At 68.3% G+C, this 16,359-nt stretch carries 14 protein-coding genes; 3 read left to right on the top strand and 11 right to left on the bottom strand.

Annotation, left to right across the window (positions count from 1 at the left end; all coding sequences use genetic code 11):
* Nucleotides 1-12: 12 nt before the first annotated feature.
* The 3 genes from AC1RVW_RS14530 to AC1RVW_RS14520 all read right to left on the bottom strand — a co-directional run bounded on the left by AC1RVW_RS14530 (nucleotide 13) and on the right by AC1RVW_RS14520 (nucleotide 5,980).
* Nucleotides 13-3,105, bottom strand: a complete 3,093-nt coding sequence (locus AC1RVW_RS14530) for an efflux RND transporter permease subunit (RefSeq protein WP_493200668.1) — start codon at nucleotides 3,103-3,105, stop codon at nucleotides 13-15.
* Nucleotides 3,106-3,115: 10 nt separating this feature from the next.
* Nucleotides 3,116-4,294, bottom strand: a complete 1,179-nt coding sequence (locus AC1RVW_RS14525) for an efflux RND transporter periplasmic adaptor subunit (RefSeq protein ID WP_081270515.1) — start codon at nucleotides 4,292-4,294, stop codon at nucleotides 3,116-3,118.
* An 81-nt stretch (nucleotides 4,295-4,375) separates the two neighbouring features.
* Entirely contained in the window at nucleotides 4,376-5,980 is a 1,605-nt protein-coding gene (locus tag AC1RVW_RS14520) for an efflux transporter outer membrane subunit (RefSeq protein WP_493200666.1), read from the bottom strand.
* 257 nt (nucleotides 5,981-6,237) lie between these two features.
* On the opposite strand from AC1RVW_RS14520, the gene AC1RVW_RS14515 reads away from it, so the two are divergent.
* Nucleotides 6,238-6,798: a fasciclin domain-containing protein gene (locus AC1RVW_RS14515; RefSeq protein ID WP_081270516.1), complete on the top strand. Its 561-nt coding sequence runs from the start codon at nucleotides 6,238-6,240 to the stop codon at nucleotides 6,796-6,798.
* Nucleotides 6,799-7,032: 234 nt separating this feature from the next.
* Here the strand turns inward: AC1RVW_RS14515 and AC1RVW_RS14510 are convergent, their stop codons facing one another.
* On the bottom strand, nucleotides 7,033-7,749 hold the full coding sequence (locus AC1RVW_RS14510) for a helix-turn-helix domain-containing protein (RefSeq protein WP_493200664.1): 717 nt from the start codon (nucleotides 7,747-7,749) through the stop codon (nucleotides 7,033-7,035).
* A gap of 71 nt (nucleotides 7,750-7,820) precedes the next feature.
* On the opposite strand from AC1RVW_RS14510, the gene AC1RVW_RS14505 reads away from it, so the two are divergent.
* Nucleotides 7,821-8,054, top strand: a complete 234-nt coding sequence (locus AC1RVW_RS14505) for a helix-turn-helix domain-containing protein (RefSeq protein ID WP_081270613.1) — start codon at nucleotides 7,821-7,823, stop codon at nucleotides 8,052-8,054.
* 4 nt (nucleotides 8,055-8,058) lie between these two features.
* The gene (locus AC1RVW_RS14500; RefSeq protein WP_493200663.1) at nucleotides 8,059-8,295 is read left to right on the top strand and encodes a hypothetical protein; all 237 of its coding nucleotides are present in this window, start codon (nucleotides 8,059-8,061) and stop codon (nucleotides 8,293-8,295) included.
* On the opposite strand, the gene AC1RVW_RS14495 is transcribed toward AC1RVW_RS14500, so the two are convergent.
* The 7 genes from AC1RVW_RS14495 to dapC all read right to left on the bottom strand — a co-directional run bounded on the left by AC1RVW_RS14495 (nucleotide 8,246) and on the right by dapC (nucleotide 16,339).
* Nucleotides 8,246-8,749: a hypothetical protein gene (locus tag AC1RVW_RS14495; protein ID WP_493200661.1), complete on the bottom strand. Its 504-nt coding sequence runs from the start codon at nucleotides 8,747-8,749 to the stop codon at nucleotides 8,246-8,248. The two genes, AC1RVW_RS14500 and AC1RVW_RS14495, sit on opposite strands and share 50 nt — an antisense overlap.
* A 29-nt stretch (nucleotides 8,750-8,778) precedes the next feature.
* On the bottom strand, nucleotides 8,779-10,770 hold the full coding sequence (locus AC1RVW_RS14490) for an ABC-F family ATP-binding cassette domain-containing protein (protein WP_106934630.1): 1,992 nt from the start codon (nucleotides 10,768-10,770) through the stop codon (nucleotides 8,779-8,781).
* A 167-nt stretch (nucleotides 10,771-10,937) separates the two neighbouring features.
* Nucleotides 10,938-11,816: a 50S ribosomal protein L3 N(5)-glutamine methyltransferase gene (gene prmB, locus AC1RVW_RS14485; RefSeq protein ID WP_493200659.1), complete on the bottom strand. Its 879-nt coding sequence runs from the start codon at nucleotides 11,814-11,816 to the stop codon at nucleotides 10,938-10,940.
* Nucleotides 11,813-13,003: a succinyl-diaminopimelate desuccinylase gene (gene dapE / locus AC1RVW_RS14480; RefSeq protein WP_493200657.1), complete on the bottom strand. Its 1,191-nt coding sequence runs from the start codon at nucleotides 13,001-13,003 to the stop codon at nucleotides 11,813-11,815. Before dapE ends, prmB begins: the two co-directional genes overlap by 4 nt.
* Nucleotides 13,004-13,032: 29 nt before the next feature.
* Nucleotides 13,033-14,181, bottom strand: coding sequence for a PilT/PilU family type 4a pilus ATPase (locus tag AC1RVW_RS14475; protein WP_285410251.1), 1,149 nt, complete (start codon nucleotides 14,179-14,181; stop codon nucleotides 13,033-13,035).
* Nucleotides 14,182-14,244: 63 nt separating this feature from the next.
* A complete protein-coding gene (gene dapD, locus AC1RVW_RS14470; RefSeq protein ID WP_081270524.1) occupies nucleotides 14,245-15,078 on the bottom strand; it encodes a 2,3,4,5-tetrahydropyridine-2,6-dicarboxylate N-succinyltransferase in 834 nt (277 codons plus the stop codon).
* 40 nt (nucleotides 15,079-15,118) lie between these two features.
* Nucleotides 15,119-16,339 (bottom strand): succinyldiaminopimelate transaminase, encoded by a 1,221-nt coding sequence (gene dapC / locus AC1RVW_RS14465; RefSeq protein WP_409195413.1) that lies wholly within the window; start codon nucleotides 16,337-16,339, stop codon nucleotides 15,119-15,121.
* Between the last annotated feature and the right edge of the window lie 20 nt (nucleotides 16,340-16,359).

Here is a 16,359-nt window from a genome sequence, read left to right as displayed (position 1 = left end):
TGAGCCCGGCGCTCAGGCCTCCGGCGCCACGCTGCCCGGCAGTGCCGGCGCGCCATTGGCGGTGTCTTTCTTTTCGTCTTCCTTGTCTTCCTTCTGGTGCCGCGCCGCGATGGCCAGGTACATCGCGGGCACCACGAACAGCGTGAACAGCGTGCCGATCGACAGCCCGCTGAAGATCACGATGCCCATCGCCTTGCGGCCGGCGGCGCCCGCGCCCGAGGCAATCACCAGCGGCAGCACGCCGAACACCATCGCGGCCGTGGTCATCAGGATCGGGCGCAGCCGGGTGCCTGCCGCCTCGACGATGGCGTCGAGCTTGCTCAGGCCCTGCTTCTGCAGCCGGTTGGCCACTTCGACGATCAGGATGCCGTGCTTGCTGATGAGGCCCATCAGCGTCACCAGGCCCACCTGCGTGTAGATGTTCATCGAGGCGAAGCCCCAGAAGATGAAGATCATGGCGCCGAAGAGCGCGAGCGGCACCGACACCAGGATCACCACCGGGTCGCGGAAGCTCTCGAACTGCGCCGACAGCGCCAGGAACACGATGATCAGCGCGAACACGAAGGTGACGGCGAAGTTGCCCGACTCCTGCACGAATTGGCGCGACTGGCCCGAGTAGTCCACCGAATAGCCGCTGGGCGCCAGCTGCTGCACCACGCCGCGCAGGTACTCCAGCGTCTCGCCCTGGGTGCCGCTGGGCACGCCCTGGATGGTCACCGAGTTGAGCTGCTGGAAGTGGTTGACCGTTTCCGGCTGCACCGAGTACTTCAGGCTCGCCACGGTGCTCGCGGGCACCACGCCGTTGGGCGTCTTGATGTAGAAGTTGAGCACATCCGACGGGTTGAGCCGGTCGACCTGCTGCACCTGCGGAATCACCTTGTAGGAGCGCCCCGAGATCGAGAAGTAGTTGACGTAGCCGCCGCCCAGCGCCGCGCCCATCGCGTTGCCCACGTCCTGCTGGGTGATGCCCAGCGTGGCGATCTTGTCGCGGTCGACCACAACGGTGGCCTGCGGCAGGTCGATCTTCAGGTCGGCGTCGATGTAGTAGAACTTGCCGTCGGCGCGCGCCTTGTCCATGACCTGCTGCGCGAGGGTGTTGAGGTTCTCGAACGGCTCGGTCGTCTTGATGACGAACTGCACCGGCAGGCCCGAGGCGCCCGGCAGCGCCGGGAACTGGAAGGCCACCACCTTGGCGCCGGCAATGCCGTTCCAGCGCTTCTGCAGGTCGGTCTGGATGTCGTGCGCGCTGCGCGTGCGCTCGTCCCAGGGCTTGAGCAGCACGCCGGCAATGCCCGCGTTGGTGCTGGGCACGCCGGTGAGCTGGAACAGCTGCGCGTATTCGGGGGTGTCGTGCGCGACCTTGAAGATCTGGTCGGCGTACGTCTGCATCTGGTTGATGGTGGCCGTGGGCGCGCCCACGACCTGCGACAGCACGATGCCCTGGTCTTCCTCGGGCGCGAGCTCCGACTTCGACATCTTGAACATCACGAACAGCAGCGCCACCAGGATCACGCCCATGACGATCATCACCGGCCAGGTCTTGAGCACGCTGCGCAGGATGAGCTGGTAGCGGTGGTGCACGCGCTCGAAGATGTGCTCGATCTTCATCGCGAACTTGCCGCTGTCCTGCTCGGGCTTGAAGAAGCGCGAGCACATCATCGGCGACAGCGTGAGCGCCACGATGCCCGACACCACCACCGAGCCGGCGAGCGTGAACGCGAACTCGGTGAAGAGCGAGCCGGTCAGCCCGCCCTGGAAGCCGATGGGCACGTAAACCGCGACCAGCACCACCGTCATCGCCAGGATGGGCCCGCCCAGCTCCCGCGCCGCGAGCAGCGAGGCCTGCATGGGCGACTTGCCCTCCCGCATGTGCCGGTCGACGTTCTCCACCACGATGATCGCGTCGTCCACCACCAGCCCGATCGCCAGCACCAGCGCCAGCAGCGTGAGCAGGTTGATGGAGTAGCCCAGCACCAGCATGATGAAGAAGGTGCCGATGAGCGACAGCGGCATCGCAATAACGGGCACCACCACCGCGCGGAAGCTGCCAAGGAACAGGTAGATCACCACCGTCACGATCACCAGCGCCTCGACCAGCGTCTTGATCACTTCGCTGATGGAGGTGTTGATGAAGTCGGTCGAGTCATAGACGATCTTGCCCGTCAGCCCCGAGGGCAGCTGCGACTGCAGGTCGGGGAACACGGTGCGCACCTGCTTGGCCACGTCCAGGATGTTGGCCTCGGGTGCTACCTTGATGCCGATGAACACCGAGCGCACGCCGTTGAACGCCACGTTGAAGTCGTAGTTCTCCGAGCCCAGCGTCACGTTGGCCACGTCCTGCAGCCGCACGATGGCGCCGTTGCTGCTCTTGATGGACAGCTGCTTGAACTCGTCCACGCTGTGCAGCGAGGTGCCGGCCGTGAGCGGCACGCTCACCATCTGGCCCTTGCTCTGGCCGACGGCGGCCAGGTAGTTGTTGGCCGAGAGCGCCGCGCTCACGTCGGTGGCGGTCACGCCGAAGGCGGCCATCTTCTGCGCGTCCAGCCAGGCGCGCAGCGCGAAGGTGCGCGCACCCAGGATTTCCGCGGTCTGCACGCCCGCAATGGCGTTCAGCTTGGGCTGCACCACGCGCACCAGGAAGTCGGTCACGTTGTTGTTGGGCAGCGTGTCGCTGTAGAAGCCGATGTACATCGCGTCGGTCGTCTGGCCCGTGGCCACCGTGAGCACCGGCTGCTGCGCCTGCGGCGGCAGCTGGTTGCGCACGGAATTGACCTGCGTGTTGATCTCGGTCAGCGCGCGGTTGGAGTCGTAGTTCAGCCGCAGGGTGGCGGTGATGGTCGACACGCCCAGGCTGCTCGAGGACGACAGGTAGTCGATGCCTTGCGCCTGCGACACGGCGGCTTCGAGCGGCTGCGTGATGAAGCCCGCGACCGTGGCCGCGTCCGCGCCGTAGTAGGCGGTGCTGATGGTGACCACGCCGTTCTCGGTCTTGGGGTACTGGTTGACGGGCAGGCCCGCCAGCGCACGCAGCCCCAGCACCACGATCAGCAGGCTCACCACCATCGCCAGCACCGGCCGGCGGATGAAGATGTCGGTGAAGTTCATGCGCGGGGCCTCACTTTTCCTGCGGCGTCGGCGCCGGGTCGTTGGATGGCTTGACGCTGTTGTCCACCGTGACCGGCGTGCCGTTCTTCAGCTTGTTCTGGCCGCTGCTCACCACCACCTGGCCGGCTTGCAGCCCCTTGACGATGGCGATCTGGTCGCCGCGCGTCGGGCCGGTCTCGATGAAGATCTGCTGCGCCACGAGCTGGGGCTTGCCGGAGGCGTCGGTGGCGCTCGCCGGTGCCGGGGTGCCGGGCGTGCCTGGTGCGCCGGCCTTGGGCGGATCGGCCGGCTTCACCACGTACACGGTCGAGCCGTAGGGGTTGTAGGTCACGGCGGTGGAGGGCAGCGTCAGGTATTCCTGCATGCCGCCGATGTCGATCTTCACGTTCGCGAACATGCCCGGCAGCAGCACCTGCCTGGGGTTGGCGATGGTGGCCTCGACCTGCACGTTGCGCGTGGCGGCGTCCACCTTGGGGCTGATCGCGTTGATCTTGCCGCTGAAGCCCTGGCCCGGGAAGGTATCGACCGTGAGGTTCACCACCTGGCCGACCGCGAGTCCTGCGAGCTGCTGCTGCGGCAGCGTGAAGTCGACGTAGATCGGGTCCAGCGTCTGCAGCGTGACCAGCTTGTCGCCGGCGTTCACGTACTGGCCGGGGTTGAGCCCGCTGATGCCCAGGCGGCCCGCGAAGGGCGCGCGGATCGACTTCTTGGCCACGACGGCGGCCTGCTGCTCCACCTGCGCGCGCTTGGCCTTCAGGTCGTTGGTGTCGGCGTCGATCTGCGCCTGGCTCACGGCCTGCACCGCGAGCTGCGCCTGGTCGCGCTTGAGCACGGTGGCGGCCTGCGCGGCGGCGGCTTCGGCGGAATGCAGCAGGGCGATGTCGGAGTCGGCATTGAGCTCGACCAGCAGCGCGCCGGCCTTCACGTCCTGGCCCGACTTGAAGTGCACGGTGCGCACCAGGCCCGCGACTTCGGTGCTCAGGTCGGCGCCGCGCACCGGGTTGAGCGTGCCGACGGCGGTGAACTGCGACTGCCACTGCAGCTTCTGCACTTCGGCGGTCGACACGGTCTGCGGACCCGGCTTGGGCACGGCCGCAATCAGCGCGCGGATCTGCAGGAACTTGCCGAGCGCCAGCGCGGCGACCAGCAGCAGCACGCAGCCGATCATGATGATCATTCTCCGGGTCATGGGTAGGCTTCTCTTCGAGTTATGGATGAGGGGTTGGGCGCGGCGGCAGGGGAGTGGGGTGCCGTCGCGGGGTCGATGGGGTCAGTTGCGGACCGGGGCCGCGGTTGCCGCGGCGGGCGTGGCGGGCACGGTCGGCGCCAGGGTCGCGTTGGCCAGCTCGGCGCGGTTCCACCAGCCGCCGCCCAGCGCCTGGAAGAGCGCGGCGGTGTCGGCATAGCGCGCGGCCTGCGCCTGCACCAGCGCGGTGTGCGTCTGCAGCCAGGCCTGCTGCGCGGTGAGCAGCGTGACGTAGCTCACCGCGCCGGCGCGGAACTGCGCGGTCGACAGGTCGAGCGACTGCCTGGCGAGCGATTCGGCCGCGGCCTGGTTCTGCAGCGCGATGGCGTCGAGCTCCAGCGCGCGCAGCGCGTCGGCCACGTTCTGGAAGGCGCCGAGCACGGTGTTGCGGTACTGCGCCGCCGCCGAGTCGTAGGCCGCCACCGCGGCGCGTTGCTGCGCGCGCAGTGCACCGCCGTTGAAGATCGGCTGCGTGAGCCCGGCGCCGATGCTCCACAGCGTGGTCGGGCCGGTGAACAGGTCGCGCGCGCGCAGCGCGTTGTTGCCGTAGCTGGCGCTCAGCTGGATCTGCGGAAAGAGGTTGGCGGTGGCCACGCCGACCGCCGCGCTGGCCTGGTGCAGCTGCGCTTCGCTGGCGCGCACGTCGGGCCGCTGGCGCGCGAGTTCGGAGGGCAGCGAGAGCGGCAGCGCCTGCGGCAGCGTGAGGCTGGCGAGGTCGAATTCGGGCAGGCCCGCCTCGGACGGCAGCCGGCCGGCGAACACCGCGAGCTGGTGGCGGGTTTGCGCCAGCGCCTTCTCGATGGGCGGCAGGGTGGCCTGGGTCTGCGCCACCTGCGTGCGCTGCTGCAGCACGATCGACTTGGGGATCGCGCCGGTGTCGAACTGCTTTTCGATCACGTTGAGCTGCTCGGTCTGCGCCTGCAGCACTTCGCGCGCGGCCTGCAGCTGCGCGCGCAGAGAGGCTTCGCGGATGGCGGTGGTCACCAGGTTGGAGGTGAGCGTGAGGTACACCGCCTCCACCTGGTAGCGCTGCGTGTCGACGGCGGCCTGCGCGCCTTCTATCTGGCGGCGCGTGCCGCCGAACACGTCGAGGTTGTAGGAGACGTTGACGCTGGCGTTGTACAGCGTGAGCAACTGGCCGCCGGGCACCTGGCTGGTGATTTCGGAAGCGCGCTCGCGCTGCGCGCCGAGCTGGGCCGAGACCTGCGGCCACAGGCTGCCGGTCCTGGCCTCGTAGGTGGCCTCGGCCTGGCGCAGCGCGGCCTGGGCCGACGCGAGCGTGGGGCTCTGCGCCAGCGATGCGCGGATCAGCCGGTCGAGCGGCTCGGAGCGGAACACGTCCCACCACTGGGCCGGAATGTCGCGGCCGGCCACCAGCTCCTGTGCCTGGCCGGCCGGGCCTTCGGCCTGCGCCGTGCGCGCGGGCACCGGCGCGGGCGTGTAGTCAGGCCCCTGGGCGGCGGCGGGCAGCTCCGGGGTCTTGAAGTCCGGGCCGACCGCGCAGGCGCCCAGCAGCAGGGCGGTGCCGAGCAGGGCACCTTGAACGGGCCACCTGGCGAGCCGGGGGGCGGCAACCGCGCGCGGCTCGACGGGGTGATCCTCCGACGCTTTGTTTTCTTGGATATGCATGGGGCAGCGGTTGTACACCCGGAAACGCCGGGAGACCTGACTCTTTCGTGAATCTCGCAGCAATCGCTTCATGCCGCGAGGCCGGCGCGACGAAATTGGCATTACCCGGCGCGAAATGCATCGGCGCGGCGTCAAGTGCGGGCGGACGCGGCCGGCTTTTTTATCGCCGGGGCCGAATCTGTTGTGCACATGGCGCCGTACTGATCGCAGCCGCCGCGATTTTCACGGGGGTCCATTCAACAACCTGGAGCATTTCCATGCAACGCAAACTTCATCGTCTCGCAGCCGTCACTCTCGCATTCGCCATGTCCGCCGGTGCCGTTTCGGCCATCGCGGCATCGGTCATGGTGGGCGGTGCACCGATGCTGCCGACCAAGGACATCATCGACAACGCCGTCAATTCGAAGGACCACACCACGCTGGTGGCCGCCGTCAAGGCCGCGGGCCTGGTCGACACGCTCAAGGGCCCGGGCCCGTTCACCGTGTTCGCTCCCACTAACGCGGCCTTCGCCGCCTTGCCGGCCGGCACCGTCGACACCCTGCTCAAGCCCGAGAACAAGGACGCGCTGACCGGCGTGCTGACCTACCACGTGGTGTCGGGCAAGCTCGACGCGGCCGAGCTCAAGAAGGAAATCAAGGCCGGCAAGGGCTCCGCCGAGCTGAAGACCGTGGCCGGCGGCGTGCTCGTGGCCAAGGAAAAGGGCGGCAAGATCATGATCACCGACGAAAAGGGCGGTACCGCCACGGTGACGATCCCCAACGTCTACCAGTCGAACGGCGTGATCCACGTCGTGAACAAGGTGCTGCTGCCCAAGTAAGGCGGCGCGGGAGAAGAATTAGCCGGCAATTAGATTCCGGCGAGGTCAGGTTGCAAGCAGGTTCGCAAGCGATATTCAAGTTTCTCCCTGTGGCCTGCAATCCTCTGATCCTCCCTCCTCCAGCAGGTCACCTTGAAGCCCGCCTTCGTGCGGGCTTTTTTTTGCCCGCCGTTCGTGCGGTCAGCGCGGTCAGCGCGGCCAGGGCGGCCAGGGCGGCCAGGGCGGCCAGCGCGGTCAGTCCTCGTCTTCCCACTTGCCGATGACCGTGCCCAGCACGGTGAAGGCGGTGCGTATGGGCTCGTGCCTCGGGTTCAGCGGCAGCAGCCAGCGGCGCCCGTCTTCTTCCTTGTAGACCTTGCAGGTGACTTCGCCGGTGTCCTCCAGCCTGGCGACGATGCGCTCGCCGTCGGCCGGCGTCCTGAGCTGGGTGTCGACGAAGATGATCGACTCGGCGGGGTAGCTCTTGAGTTGGCCGCTGGGCGCGGTCATGCTGTCGCCGCGCATGCGCAGCGCGTAGGTCTGCAGGCTGTGGTGGGCGATGCACGGAATCCAGCGCTCGGCCCGGGGCTGGTCCGACACTTCGCGGCTGTCCCAGCGTGCGGCATCCGTCCACTCGATGAGCGGCACGGTCTGCGGGGTGCGCGGGTTGTACGAAGGGCCCGCGGGCGGCGTGCGGGTCACGCGGTAAGGGCCGGGCGGCTCGTTGGCCCGGTCGCGTGCGGGGCGGACCTGGTCTTCGTCCCAGGGCGCGGGGCCGTCGCCGGTGTCGAGCCAGTTCGGGTCGGCACGGTAGGCGCGCGCCAGTGCGAGCACGCTCATCGAACGGCTGGTGTCGCCGCGCTCGATCTTCGAGATGCTCGACTGCTTGACGCCCGACACGGCTTCCGCCTGCTTCTGCGTCATCTTCGCGAATTTGCGCGCTGCAAGGGCGCGGCTGGCAATGCTGTCCATGCGCCGGGATTTAAGCTCAAATGAATATTCGGCATGGACTTTAGAATATGAAAAACAGGGAGGAAATTGCCGTGAAACCACGCGAGTTGGTACAGGCGCTGAGAGCCATGGGGCTCACGCAGAAGCAGATCGAGGCGAGAACAGGTATTCCGCAGCCGACGGTCAGCAAGATCGGCCTCGGGCGGGTGCGCGACGTGATGTCGCGCCACTACCTGGCGCTGTTGAAGGTCTATGAGCAGGAGGTGACGGGCCAGCTCGTGCAGCCGGCCCGGGTCTACACGCCGCGCAAGCGGGCCGGCGAGTGAAGCGGTGCGCCGCCTTCCATTGCCGTCGGGGCCGCGCCTCGACCGCGTGTTGTGCGTGCTGCTGGCGCTGCTGTCGGCCTTGTCCTTGATCTACGGGCTGTGCGCCGCGAGGCCGGCCTTTTCGGGCGCGGGCGTGTTCGGCCTGGCCGGTGCGCTGCAGGCCGCGATGGTGCTGCTGGACGGCGATGCGCTCAGGCGCTCGCGTGCGGTTCGGGCGGCGTTAAGGCGAGAGTGGCCCTGACGCGCACGCAGTCCTTGATGTGCTGCTCGCCCAGCGCGCGCAGCGCGGCATAGCCGAGCGCCGCCGAAACGATCTGCCCGGCGATGGGAACGTATTTGGTCGCCTGCTTGGCCGTCAGGCGCACGCCCGCATGCTTGGCCAGCCGGATCAGCAGGTCGCGCGTGACCAGCCGCCCCACCAGCAGCGCGCCCACCGTGGTGGCGGCTTTCTGGATGCGCTCGCGCTGGTGCGGCGCGAGCCGTTCGACCTGGGTGACCGACAGGCCGAACTCGGCGCTGATCTGCGGCACCAGCCGCGAGAGCAGCGCCGCGTCGGCCATCCAGTCGACGCCGGGCAGGGGCACGGCGCTGGCCGCGGCCGCCATGAGGGCCTTGCGGCCGATCAGCCGGCGCGCGCGGTGCACGGCGGCGACGAGCTTCTCGTCACCCCGGGCCAGTTCGATGGCAGACGGCATCCAGTGCCCCTTTCAGGTTCCAGGTTGAGTCAGGCCGCGAGCGCCTCGAGCTGGTCCGACAGGGCCAGCCAGCGCTCCTCGAGGCGGCCGATTTCGTCGTTCAGTGCCTTCAGCCGCTTGCCGGCTTCGGCAATCTCGGCGGAAGGCAGCGGCTGGCTCATGCGAGCCTCGAGCGCGGCGCGCTCGGTGCCGGCGGCGGCCAAGCGTTCGTCGATCTGGGCGATCTCGCGCTTGATCGGCTTGGCCTGGTCGCTGCGCTGCTGGCGCTCCTGGGCGTCCTGCTTGCGCTGCTGCGGCGCGGCGGGTGCGGCCACCGGTGCAGCGGCTGCGGCAGCCGCGGCCGAGACGGCCTCGCGCGTGGCGACCTTGGCTTCTTCGCGCAGGCGCTTGGCTTCGTCGAGCAGGTAGCGCTGGTAGTCGTCCAGGTCGCCGTCGAAGTCGCCGACCACGCCGCGGCCGACCAGCCAGAACTCGTCGCACACCGAGCGCAGCAGCGCGCGGTCGTGGCTCACCAGCATCAGCGTGCCCTCGAACTCGTTCAGCGCCACGGCCAGGGCCTCGCGGGTGGCCAGGTCCAGGTGGTTGGTGGGTTCGTCCAGCAGCAGCAGGTTGGGGCGCTGCCACACCATCATCGCGAGCACGAGGCGGGCTTTTTCGCCGCCGCTCATGGTGCCCACGGGCTGCTTGACCATGTCGCCGCTGAAGTTGAAGCTGCCCAGGAAGCCGCGCAGGGCCTGCTCGCCGGTGGCTTCCTTGGCATTGCTGCCGAGCTCGCGCGCCATGCGCACCATGTGCTCGAGCGGGGTGTCCTGCGGGCGCAGCACGTCGAGTTCCTGCTGCGCGAAGTAGCCGATGTTCAGGCCCTTGCCCTCGGTCACCTGGCCGGCCAGCGCGCCCATTTCGCGCGCGATGGTCTTCACCAGCGTCGACTTGCCCTGGCCGTTGGCGCCCAGGATGCCGATGCGCTGCCCGGCCAGCACCGAGCGGCTCACGCCGCGCAGGATGGTCTTGGGCTCTTCGTTCTCGATCTCATAGCCGAAGCTCGCGTTGGTGATCGACAGCATCGGGTTGGGAATGTTGCCGGGCTCCTTGAACTCGAAGGTGAAGTCGGCTTCGGCCAGCAGCGGCGCCACGCGCTCCATGCGCTCCAGCGCCTTGACCCGGCTCTGCGCCTGCTTGGCCTTGCTGGCCTTGGCCTTGAAGCGGTCGATGAACTTCTGCAGGTGGGCGATCTTGTCCTGCTGCTTCACGAAGGCCTGCTGCTGCTGCTCCATCTGCAGCGCGCGCATGTCCTCGAACTTGCTGTAGTTGCCGCCGTAGCGCGTGAGCTGGGCGTTGGCGATGTGCAGGGTGACGTCGGTCACGGCGTCGAGGAACTCGCGGTCGTGGCTGATGACGATCATGGTGCCGGGGTACTTCTGCAGCCAGGCTTCGAGCCAGACCAGGGCGTCCAGGTCCAGGTGATTGGTGGGTTCGTCGAGCAGCAGCAGGTCGCTCGGGCACATCAGCGCGCGGGCCAGCTGCAGGCGCATGCGCCAGCCGCCCGAGAAGCTGTTGACCGGCTCGTCGACCTCGTGCGCCTTGAAGCCCAGGCCCAGGATCAGCGCCTGCGCGCGCGGCACGGCGTCGTGCTCGCCGGCGTCGGCCAGGTCGGTGTAGGCGTGGGCCAGCTGCATGCCGATGTCGGCGTCGTCGGGGTTCTCGGCGTAGGCGGCCTCGATGGTGGCGAGCGCCTCGCGCAGCTCGGTGAGGCGGGTGTCGCCGCCGACCACGAAGTCGGTGGCCGACTCGTCCGTCTCGGGCATGTTCTGCGCCACCTGGGCCATGCGCCACTGCTTGGGCACGTAGAAATCGCCGCCGTCTTCGTGCAGCGTGCCGTTGAGCAGGGCGAACAGGGTCGACTTGCCGGCGCCGTTGCGCCCCACCAGGCCGACCTTTTCACCGGGGTTGAGGGTGACGGTGGCGCCGTCGAGCAGGACCTTGGCGCTGCGGCGAAGAATGACGTTTTTGAGAGTGATCATGAAAAAGAACCGTAGGGGCGATTATCCCGCCCGGCCCCTCCGGCTCGTCGAAAAGGGGCTTGGGCGCGGGGGAATCGCCCGGTAAAGGGGTATTCGCAGCCAGTTGCTGCGAGAAAGCGGCTGAAGGGGCGTGGACTGGCGCAGCTAACGCACGCCGGCACCGGCCCTCATGGCGCGGTGAGCGCCGCCAGGGCCGCGCGGGTCACGAGCAGCACCTGGTCTTCGCCTGCGGAGGTTTCGAGCCACACCACCTCGAGCTGCGGAAACGCCGCCTCGAAGTAGTCGCGCTCGTTGCCGATTTCCAGCACCAGCACCGCCTGCTCGCTCATGCGCGAAGGCGCGTCGGCGAACAGCTGGCGCACGAAATCCATGCCGTCTGCGCCGCCGGCCAGGGCCAGTTCGGGCTCGGCGCGGTATTCGGCGGGCAGCGCGGCCATGCTCGCGCTGTTGACGTAGGGCGGGTTGCACAGCACCAGGTCGTAGGGTCCGGGCAGGTTCTTCAAGCCGTCCGACTCGATCAGCGTGATGCGCGCATCCAGCTGGTGGCGGGTGACGTTGATGGCCGCCACCTCCAGCGCCGGGGTCGACAGGTCGGCCGCGTCCACGCTCACGTCCGGATAGGTGAGGGCGGCCAGCACCGCCAGGCTGCCGTTGCCGGTGCACAGGTCGAGCACGCGCCGGGTGTGTTCGCCCAGCCAGTAGTCGATGTTGCCGTCGGCAATCAGCTCGGCGATGAAGCTGCGCGGCACGATGGCGCGCTCGTCCACGTAGAAGGGCACGCCCTGCAGCCACGCTTCTTTCGTGAGGTAGGCGGCGGGCTTGCGGCTGGCGATGCGCTCGTCGATCAGCGCGGCCACCTTGGCGGCGTCGGCGGGCGACACGGGTTTGTCGGCCACGGCGTCGATGTCGTCCAGCGGCAGCTTCAGCCGCCACAGCACCAGCCAGGCGGCTTCGTCGAAGGCGTTGGCGGTGCCGTGGCCGAAAGCCACGCCGGCGGCTTCGAGCTGGTTAGCGCCCGATTCGATGAGCTCGATGACGGTGGTCATGCGGCAAGGGCGGCAAGCGCAGCATCGAGCTGCTTCAGCGTGCGCACGTAGATGTTCTTCAGCGTCTCGATCTCGGCCACGTCGATGTGCTCGTCGATCTTGTGGATGCTGGCGTTCACCGGGCCGAGTTCTACCACCTGCCTGCAGATCTTGGCGATGAAGCGCGCGTCGCTGGTGCCGCCGCTGGTCGACAGCTCGGTCTCGATGCCGGTCTCGTCGCGGATGGCGCCCTGCACGGCCGTGACGAGTTCGCCCGGCGTCGTCAGGAAGGGCAGGCCGCCGATGGTCCAGGCCAGGGTGCAGTCGACCTGGTGCGCGTCGAGCACGGCTTGCACGCGCTGCTGCAGCGACTCGGGTGTGGATTCGGTCGAGAAGCGGAAGTTGAAGTCGATCACCGCGCTGCCCGGGATCACGTTGCTCGCGCCGGTGCCTGCGTGGAAGTTGCTGATCTGCCAGCTGGTCGGCTGGAAGTAGGGGTTGCTCGCGGCGTCCCAGCCGCCGGCGGCGTTGATGGCCACCAGCTCGGCCAGCGCGGGCGCCACGGCGTGCACCGGGTTCTTCGCCAGGTGCGGGTAGGCGATGTGGCCCTGCACGCCCTTGACCGTGAGCTTGCCGCTCATGGTGCCGCGGCGGCCGTTCTTGATCATGTCGCCGCAGCGCTCCACGGCCGTGGGCTCGCCGACGATGCAGTAGTCGATGACCTCGCCGCGCGCGGCCAGCGCATTGCAGACGACGACCGTGCCGTCGACGCCGGGGCCTTCTTCATCGCTGGTGAGCAGCAGGGCCAGGGTGAGCCGGGGCTGCGGCACGGCCTGCAGGAATTCTTCGATCGAGGTGACGAATGCGGCCACCGAGGTCTTCATGTCGCAGGCGCCGCGGCCGTAGAGCTTGCCGTCGCGGTGCGTGGGCGTGAACGGGTGGCTGGTCCATTGCTCGACGGGGCCGGTGGGCACCACGTCGGTGTGGCCGGCGAACACCAGCGTCTTTGTAGCGGCGGCGGCGTTGGCCGGGCGGCGCACGGCCCAGAGGTTGGTCACGCGGAAGTCCGCCGGGCCGCTCTCGATGGTCTCCAGCGTGAAGCCCAGTTGCGCCAGCCGTTCGCCGAGGATCTGCTGGCAGCCCGCGTCGTCGGGAGTGACCGAGGGACGCGAGATGAGTTGTTCGGCGAGCTGGAGGGTGCGGGACATGTCGGAGGGCGGAGGGAGGGGCGCTGAAACTAGAAGCGGACGTCGAGCGTGATGTCCGTGAAGGTGGGTTCGTCGACCTGGTCGGTCAGGCTGCGGTCGTCGGCCGCCGCCTTGGGCGCGGCGCGGTTCTGCAGGCGCCACAGCAGGTTGGTGGGCGAGTCGGCCTGGGCCAGGCCTTCTTCGCGGGTCACGCGCTCTTCGGTGATGAGGCGGGCGATGTCTTCCTCGAAGGTCTGCGACCCCTCGGCCATCGACTTCTCCATGGCTTCCTTGACGCCGGAGAAGTCGCCTTTTTCGATGAGTTCGGCCACCAGCGCGGTGTTGAGCATGACCTCGACCGCGGGCACCCGGCTGCCGGCCTGGGTGCGCAGCAGGCGCTGCGAGATCACGGCGCGCAGCGCGCCGCCCAGGTCGCCCAGCAGCGTGGCGCGCACCTCGACCGGGTAGAAGCCCAGGATGCGGTTGAGCGCGCGGTAGCTGTTGCTGGCGTGCAGCGTGGCCACGCACAGGTGGCCCGACTGCGCGTAGGCGATGGCGGCCGTCATGGTCTCGCGGTCGCGGATTTCACCGATCTGGATCACGTCGGGCGCCTGGCGCAGCGCGTTCTTCAGCGCGACATGCAGCGAGGCGGTGTCGCTGCCCACGTCGCGCTGGTTGACCACCGACTTCTTGTTGGTGAAGGTGAACTCGATCGGCTCTTCGACCGTGATGATGTGGCCGCTGGCGTTCTCGTTGCGGTAGTCCAGCATCGAGGCCAGCGTGGTGGTCTTGCCCGCGCCCGTGGCGCCCACCATCAGGATCAGCCCGCGGCGTTCCATGATGAGCGTCTTCAGGATGTCGGGCAGGTTCAGGTCGGCAAAGCGCGGAATGGTGTGGCTGATGTAGCGCACCACCACCGCATAGGAGCCGCGCTGGCGCATGGCGCTGATGCGGTAGTTGCCGGTGCCCTCGAGGGCCAGCGCCATGTTGAGCTCGCCGGTGCTCTCCAGTTCCTGGATGCGCTCGGGAGGCGCCACCTCGGACAGCAGCGCCAGCGGCGCCGTGGGCGGCAGCACCTGCGCGTTGATGGGCACGCAGTTGCCGTTGATGCGGATCAGCACCGGGGAGTGGGCCGACAGATAGATGTCGGAGGCCCTGCGCTCGGCCATCAGGCGAAGGATTCGCTCCATCATGTTCATCGGTCTCTCTCCTCGGGTGCTGTTGTTCTCTCAGGCGGAAAGGCGCTCGCTCCGGGGGAGCGGTCAGTCTCGCAGCAGGTCGTTCAGGCTGGTCTTGGAGCGGGTCTGCGCGTCGACCGTCTTGACGATGATCGCGGCGTAGGTGCTGTAGTCCTGGCCCGACTTGGTCTTCTTGGGCAGGTTGCCGCTGATGACCACGCTGCCGCTCGGCACGCGGCCGTAGGAGATTTCGCCGGTGTCGCGGTTGAAGATCGGGGTGCTCTGGCCGATGTACACGCCCATGCCGAGCACCGAGTTCTCTTCGACGATCACGCCTTCGACCACTTCGGAGCGCGCGCCGATGAAGCAGTTGTCCTCGATGATGGTCGGGTTGGCCTGCAGGGGCTCGAGCACGCCGCCCAGGCCCACGCCGCCCGACAGGTGCACGTTGGCACCGACCTGCGCGCAGGAACCCACGGTGGCCCAGGTGTCGACCATGGAGCCCTCGCCCACGTAGGCGCCGATGTTCACGTACGAGGGCATCAGGATCGCGCCCTTGGCGATGTAGCTGCCGCGGCGGGCCACGGCCGGCGGCACGATGCGCACGCCCGATTCCTTCAGCTCGCTGGCCGACAGGTGCGAGAACTTGGTCGGCACCTTGTCGTAGAAGCCGAGCGAGCCGGCCTGGATCTGCTCGTTGTCCTTCAGGCGGAACGACAGCAGCACGGCCTTCTTGATCCACTGGTGCACGGTCCACTGGCCCACGCCTTCGCGGGTGGCCACGCGCAGCTTGCCGTTGTTGAGTTCGGTGATGACGTGATCGACGGCGTCGCGCACTTCGGCCGACGAGGCGGAGGGCGAGATGTTGGCGCGGTCTTCCCACGCGGCGTCGATGATTTGTTGCAGTTGCTGGGTCATGGAGAAGGTCTCGTGTGAAAAATGGGAGCCGGGGCGCGGTTCAGCGGCGGCCGGCCGTGTTGTCGTTGCAGAAGCGGACGATGCGCTCGGCGGCCTCGACGCATTCGGCCGTCTCTGCCACCAGCGCCATGCGGATGCGGCCCCGGCCGGGGTTGGCGCTGTGGCTGGTGTCGCGCGCCAGATAGCTGCCCGGCAGAACCGTGACATTGTATTGAGCGTAGAGCGCACGGGCGAAGGCTTCGTCGTCGCCAGCCCACACCTGGGGCACGCCGGCCCAGAGGTAGAAACTGGCGTCGGGCAGCCGCACGTCGAGCACCGGTTCGAGCAGCGGCGTGACGGCCGCGAACTTGGCGCGGTACATGGCGCGGTTCTCGACCACGTGGGCCTCGTCGCCCCACGCGGCGATGCTGGCCGCCGCCACGGTGCCGCTCATGGCGCTGCCATGGTAAGTGCGGTAGAGCAGGAACTTCTTGATGATGGCCGCGTCGCCGGCCACGAAGCCGCTGCGCAGGCCGGGCACGTTGCTGCGCTTGGAAAGCGAGGTCAGCGCGATCAGGTTCCTGAAGTCGGGCCGGCCCAGCTTCGCCGAGGCCTCCAGGCCGCTGAGCGGCGGCTCGTCGCGGAAGTAGATCTCGCTGTAGCACTCGTCGGCCGCGATCACGAAGCCGTGGCGGTCCGACAGGGCGAAGAGCTTCTTCCATTCGTCGAGCGACATCACCGCGCCGGTCGGGTTGCCCGGCGAGCACACGAACACCAGCTGGGTGCGTGCCCAGACCGCTTCGGGCACGCTGTCCCAGTCGACCGCGAAATTGCGCGCGGGAATGCTCGGCGCGTAGTACGGCTCGGCGCCCGACAGCAGGGCCGCGCCCTCGTAGATCTGATAGAACGGATTGGGCGAGATCACCACCGGCTGCGGCGACACGGTGGCGTCGATCACGGTCTGGGCCAGCGAGAACAGCGCCTCGCGCGAGCCGTTGACCGGCAGCACCTGGGTGGCCGGGTCGAGCGCCAGGCTGTAGCGGGTCTGGAGCCAGTCGGTGAAGGCGGTGCGCAGCTTCAGGTCGCCGGCGGTGGCCGGGTAGGCCGCCAGCGCGCCCAGGCTGTTGCTCAGCGCCTCCTTGATGAACGCCGGCGTGGCGTGCTTGGGTTCGCCGATTCCCAGGCTGATGGCGGGGAATTCGGGGTTGGGCGTGACGCCCGCGAACAGTTGCTTCAGCCGCTCGAAGGGATAGGGCTGCAACCTGGAGAGCAAGGGATTCATGGCCCGGATTATCGGCGACA

The organism is Variovorax sp. MPBD4-3 (genome assembly GCF_058809745.1).
The sequence above is the reverse complement of the archived record's forward strand: the minus strand, read 5'-3'. Positions and strand labels throughout refer to the sequence as shown.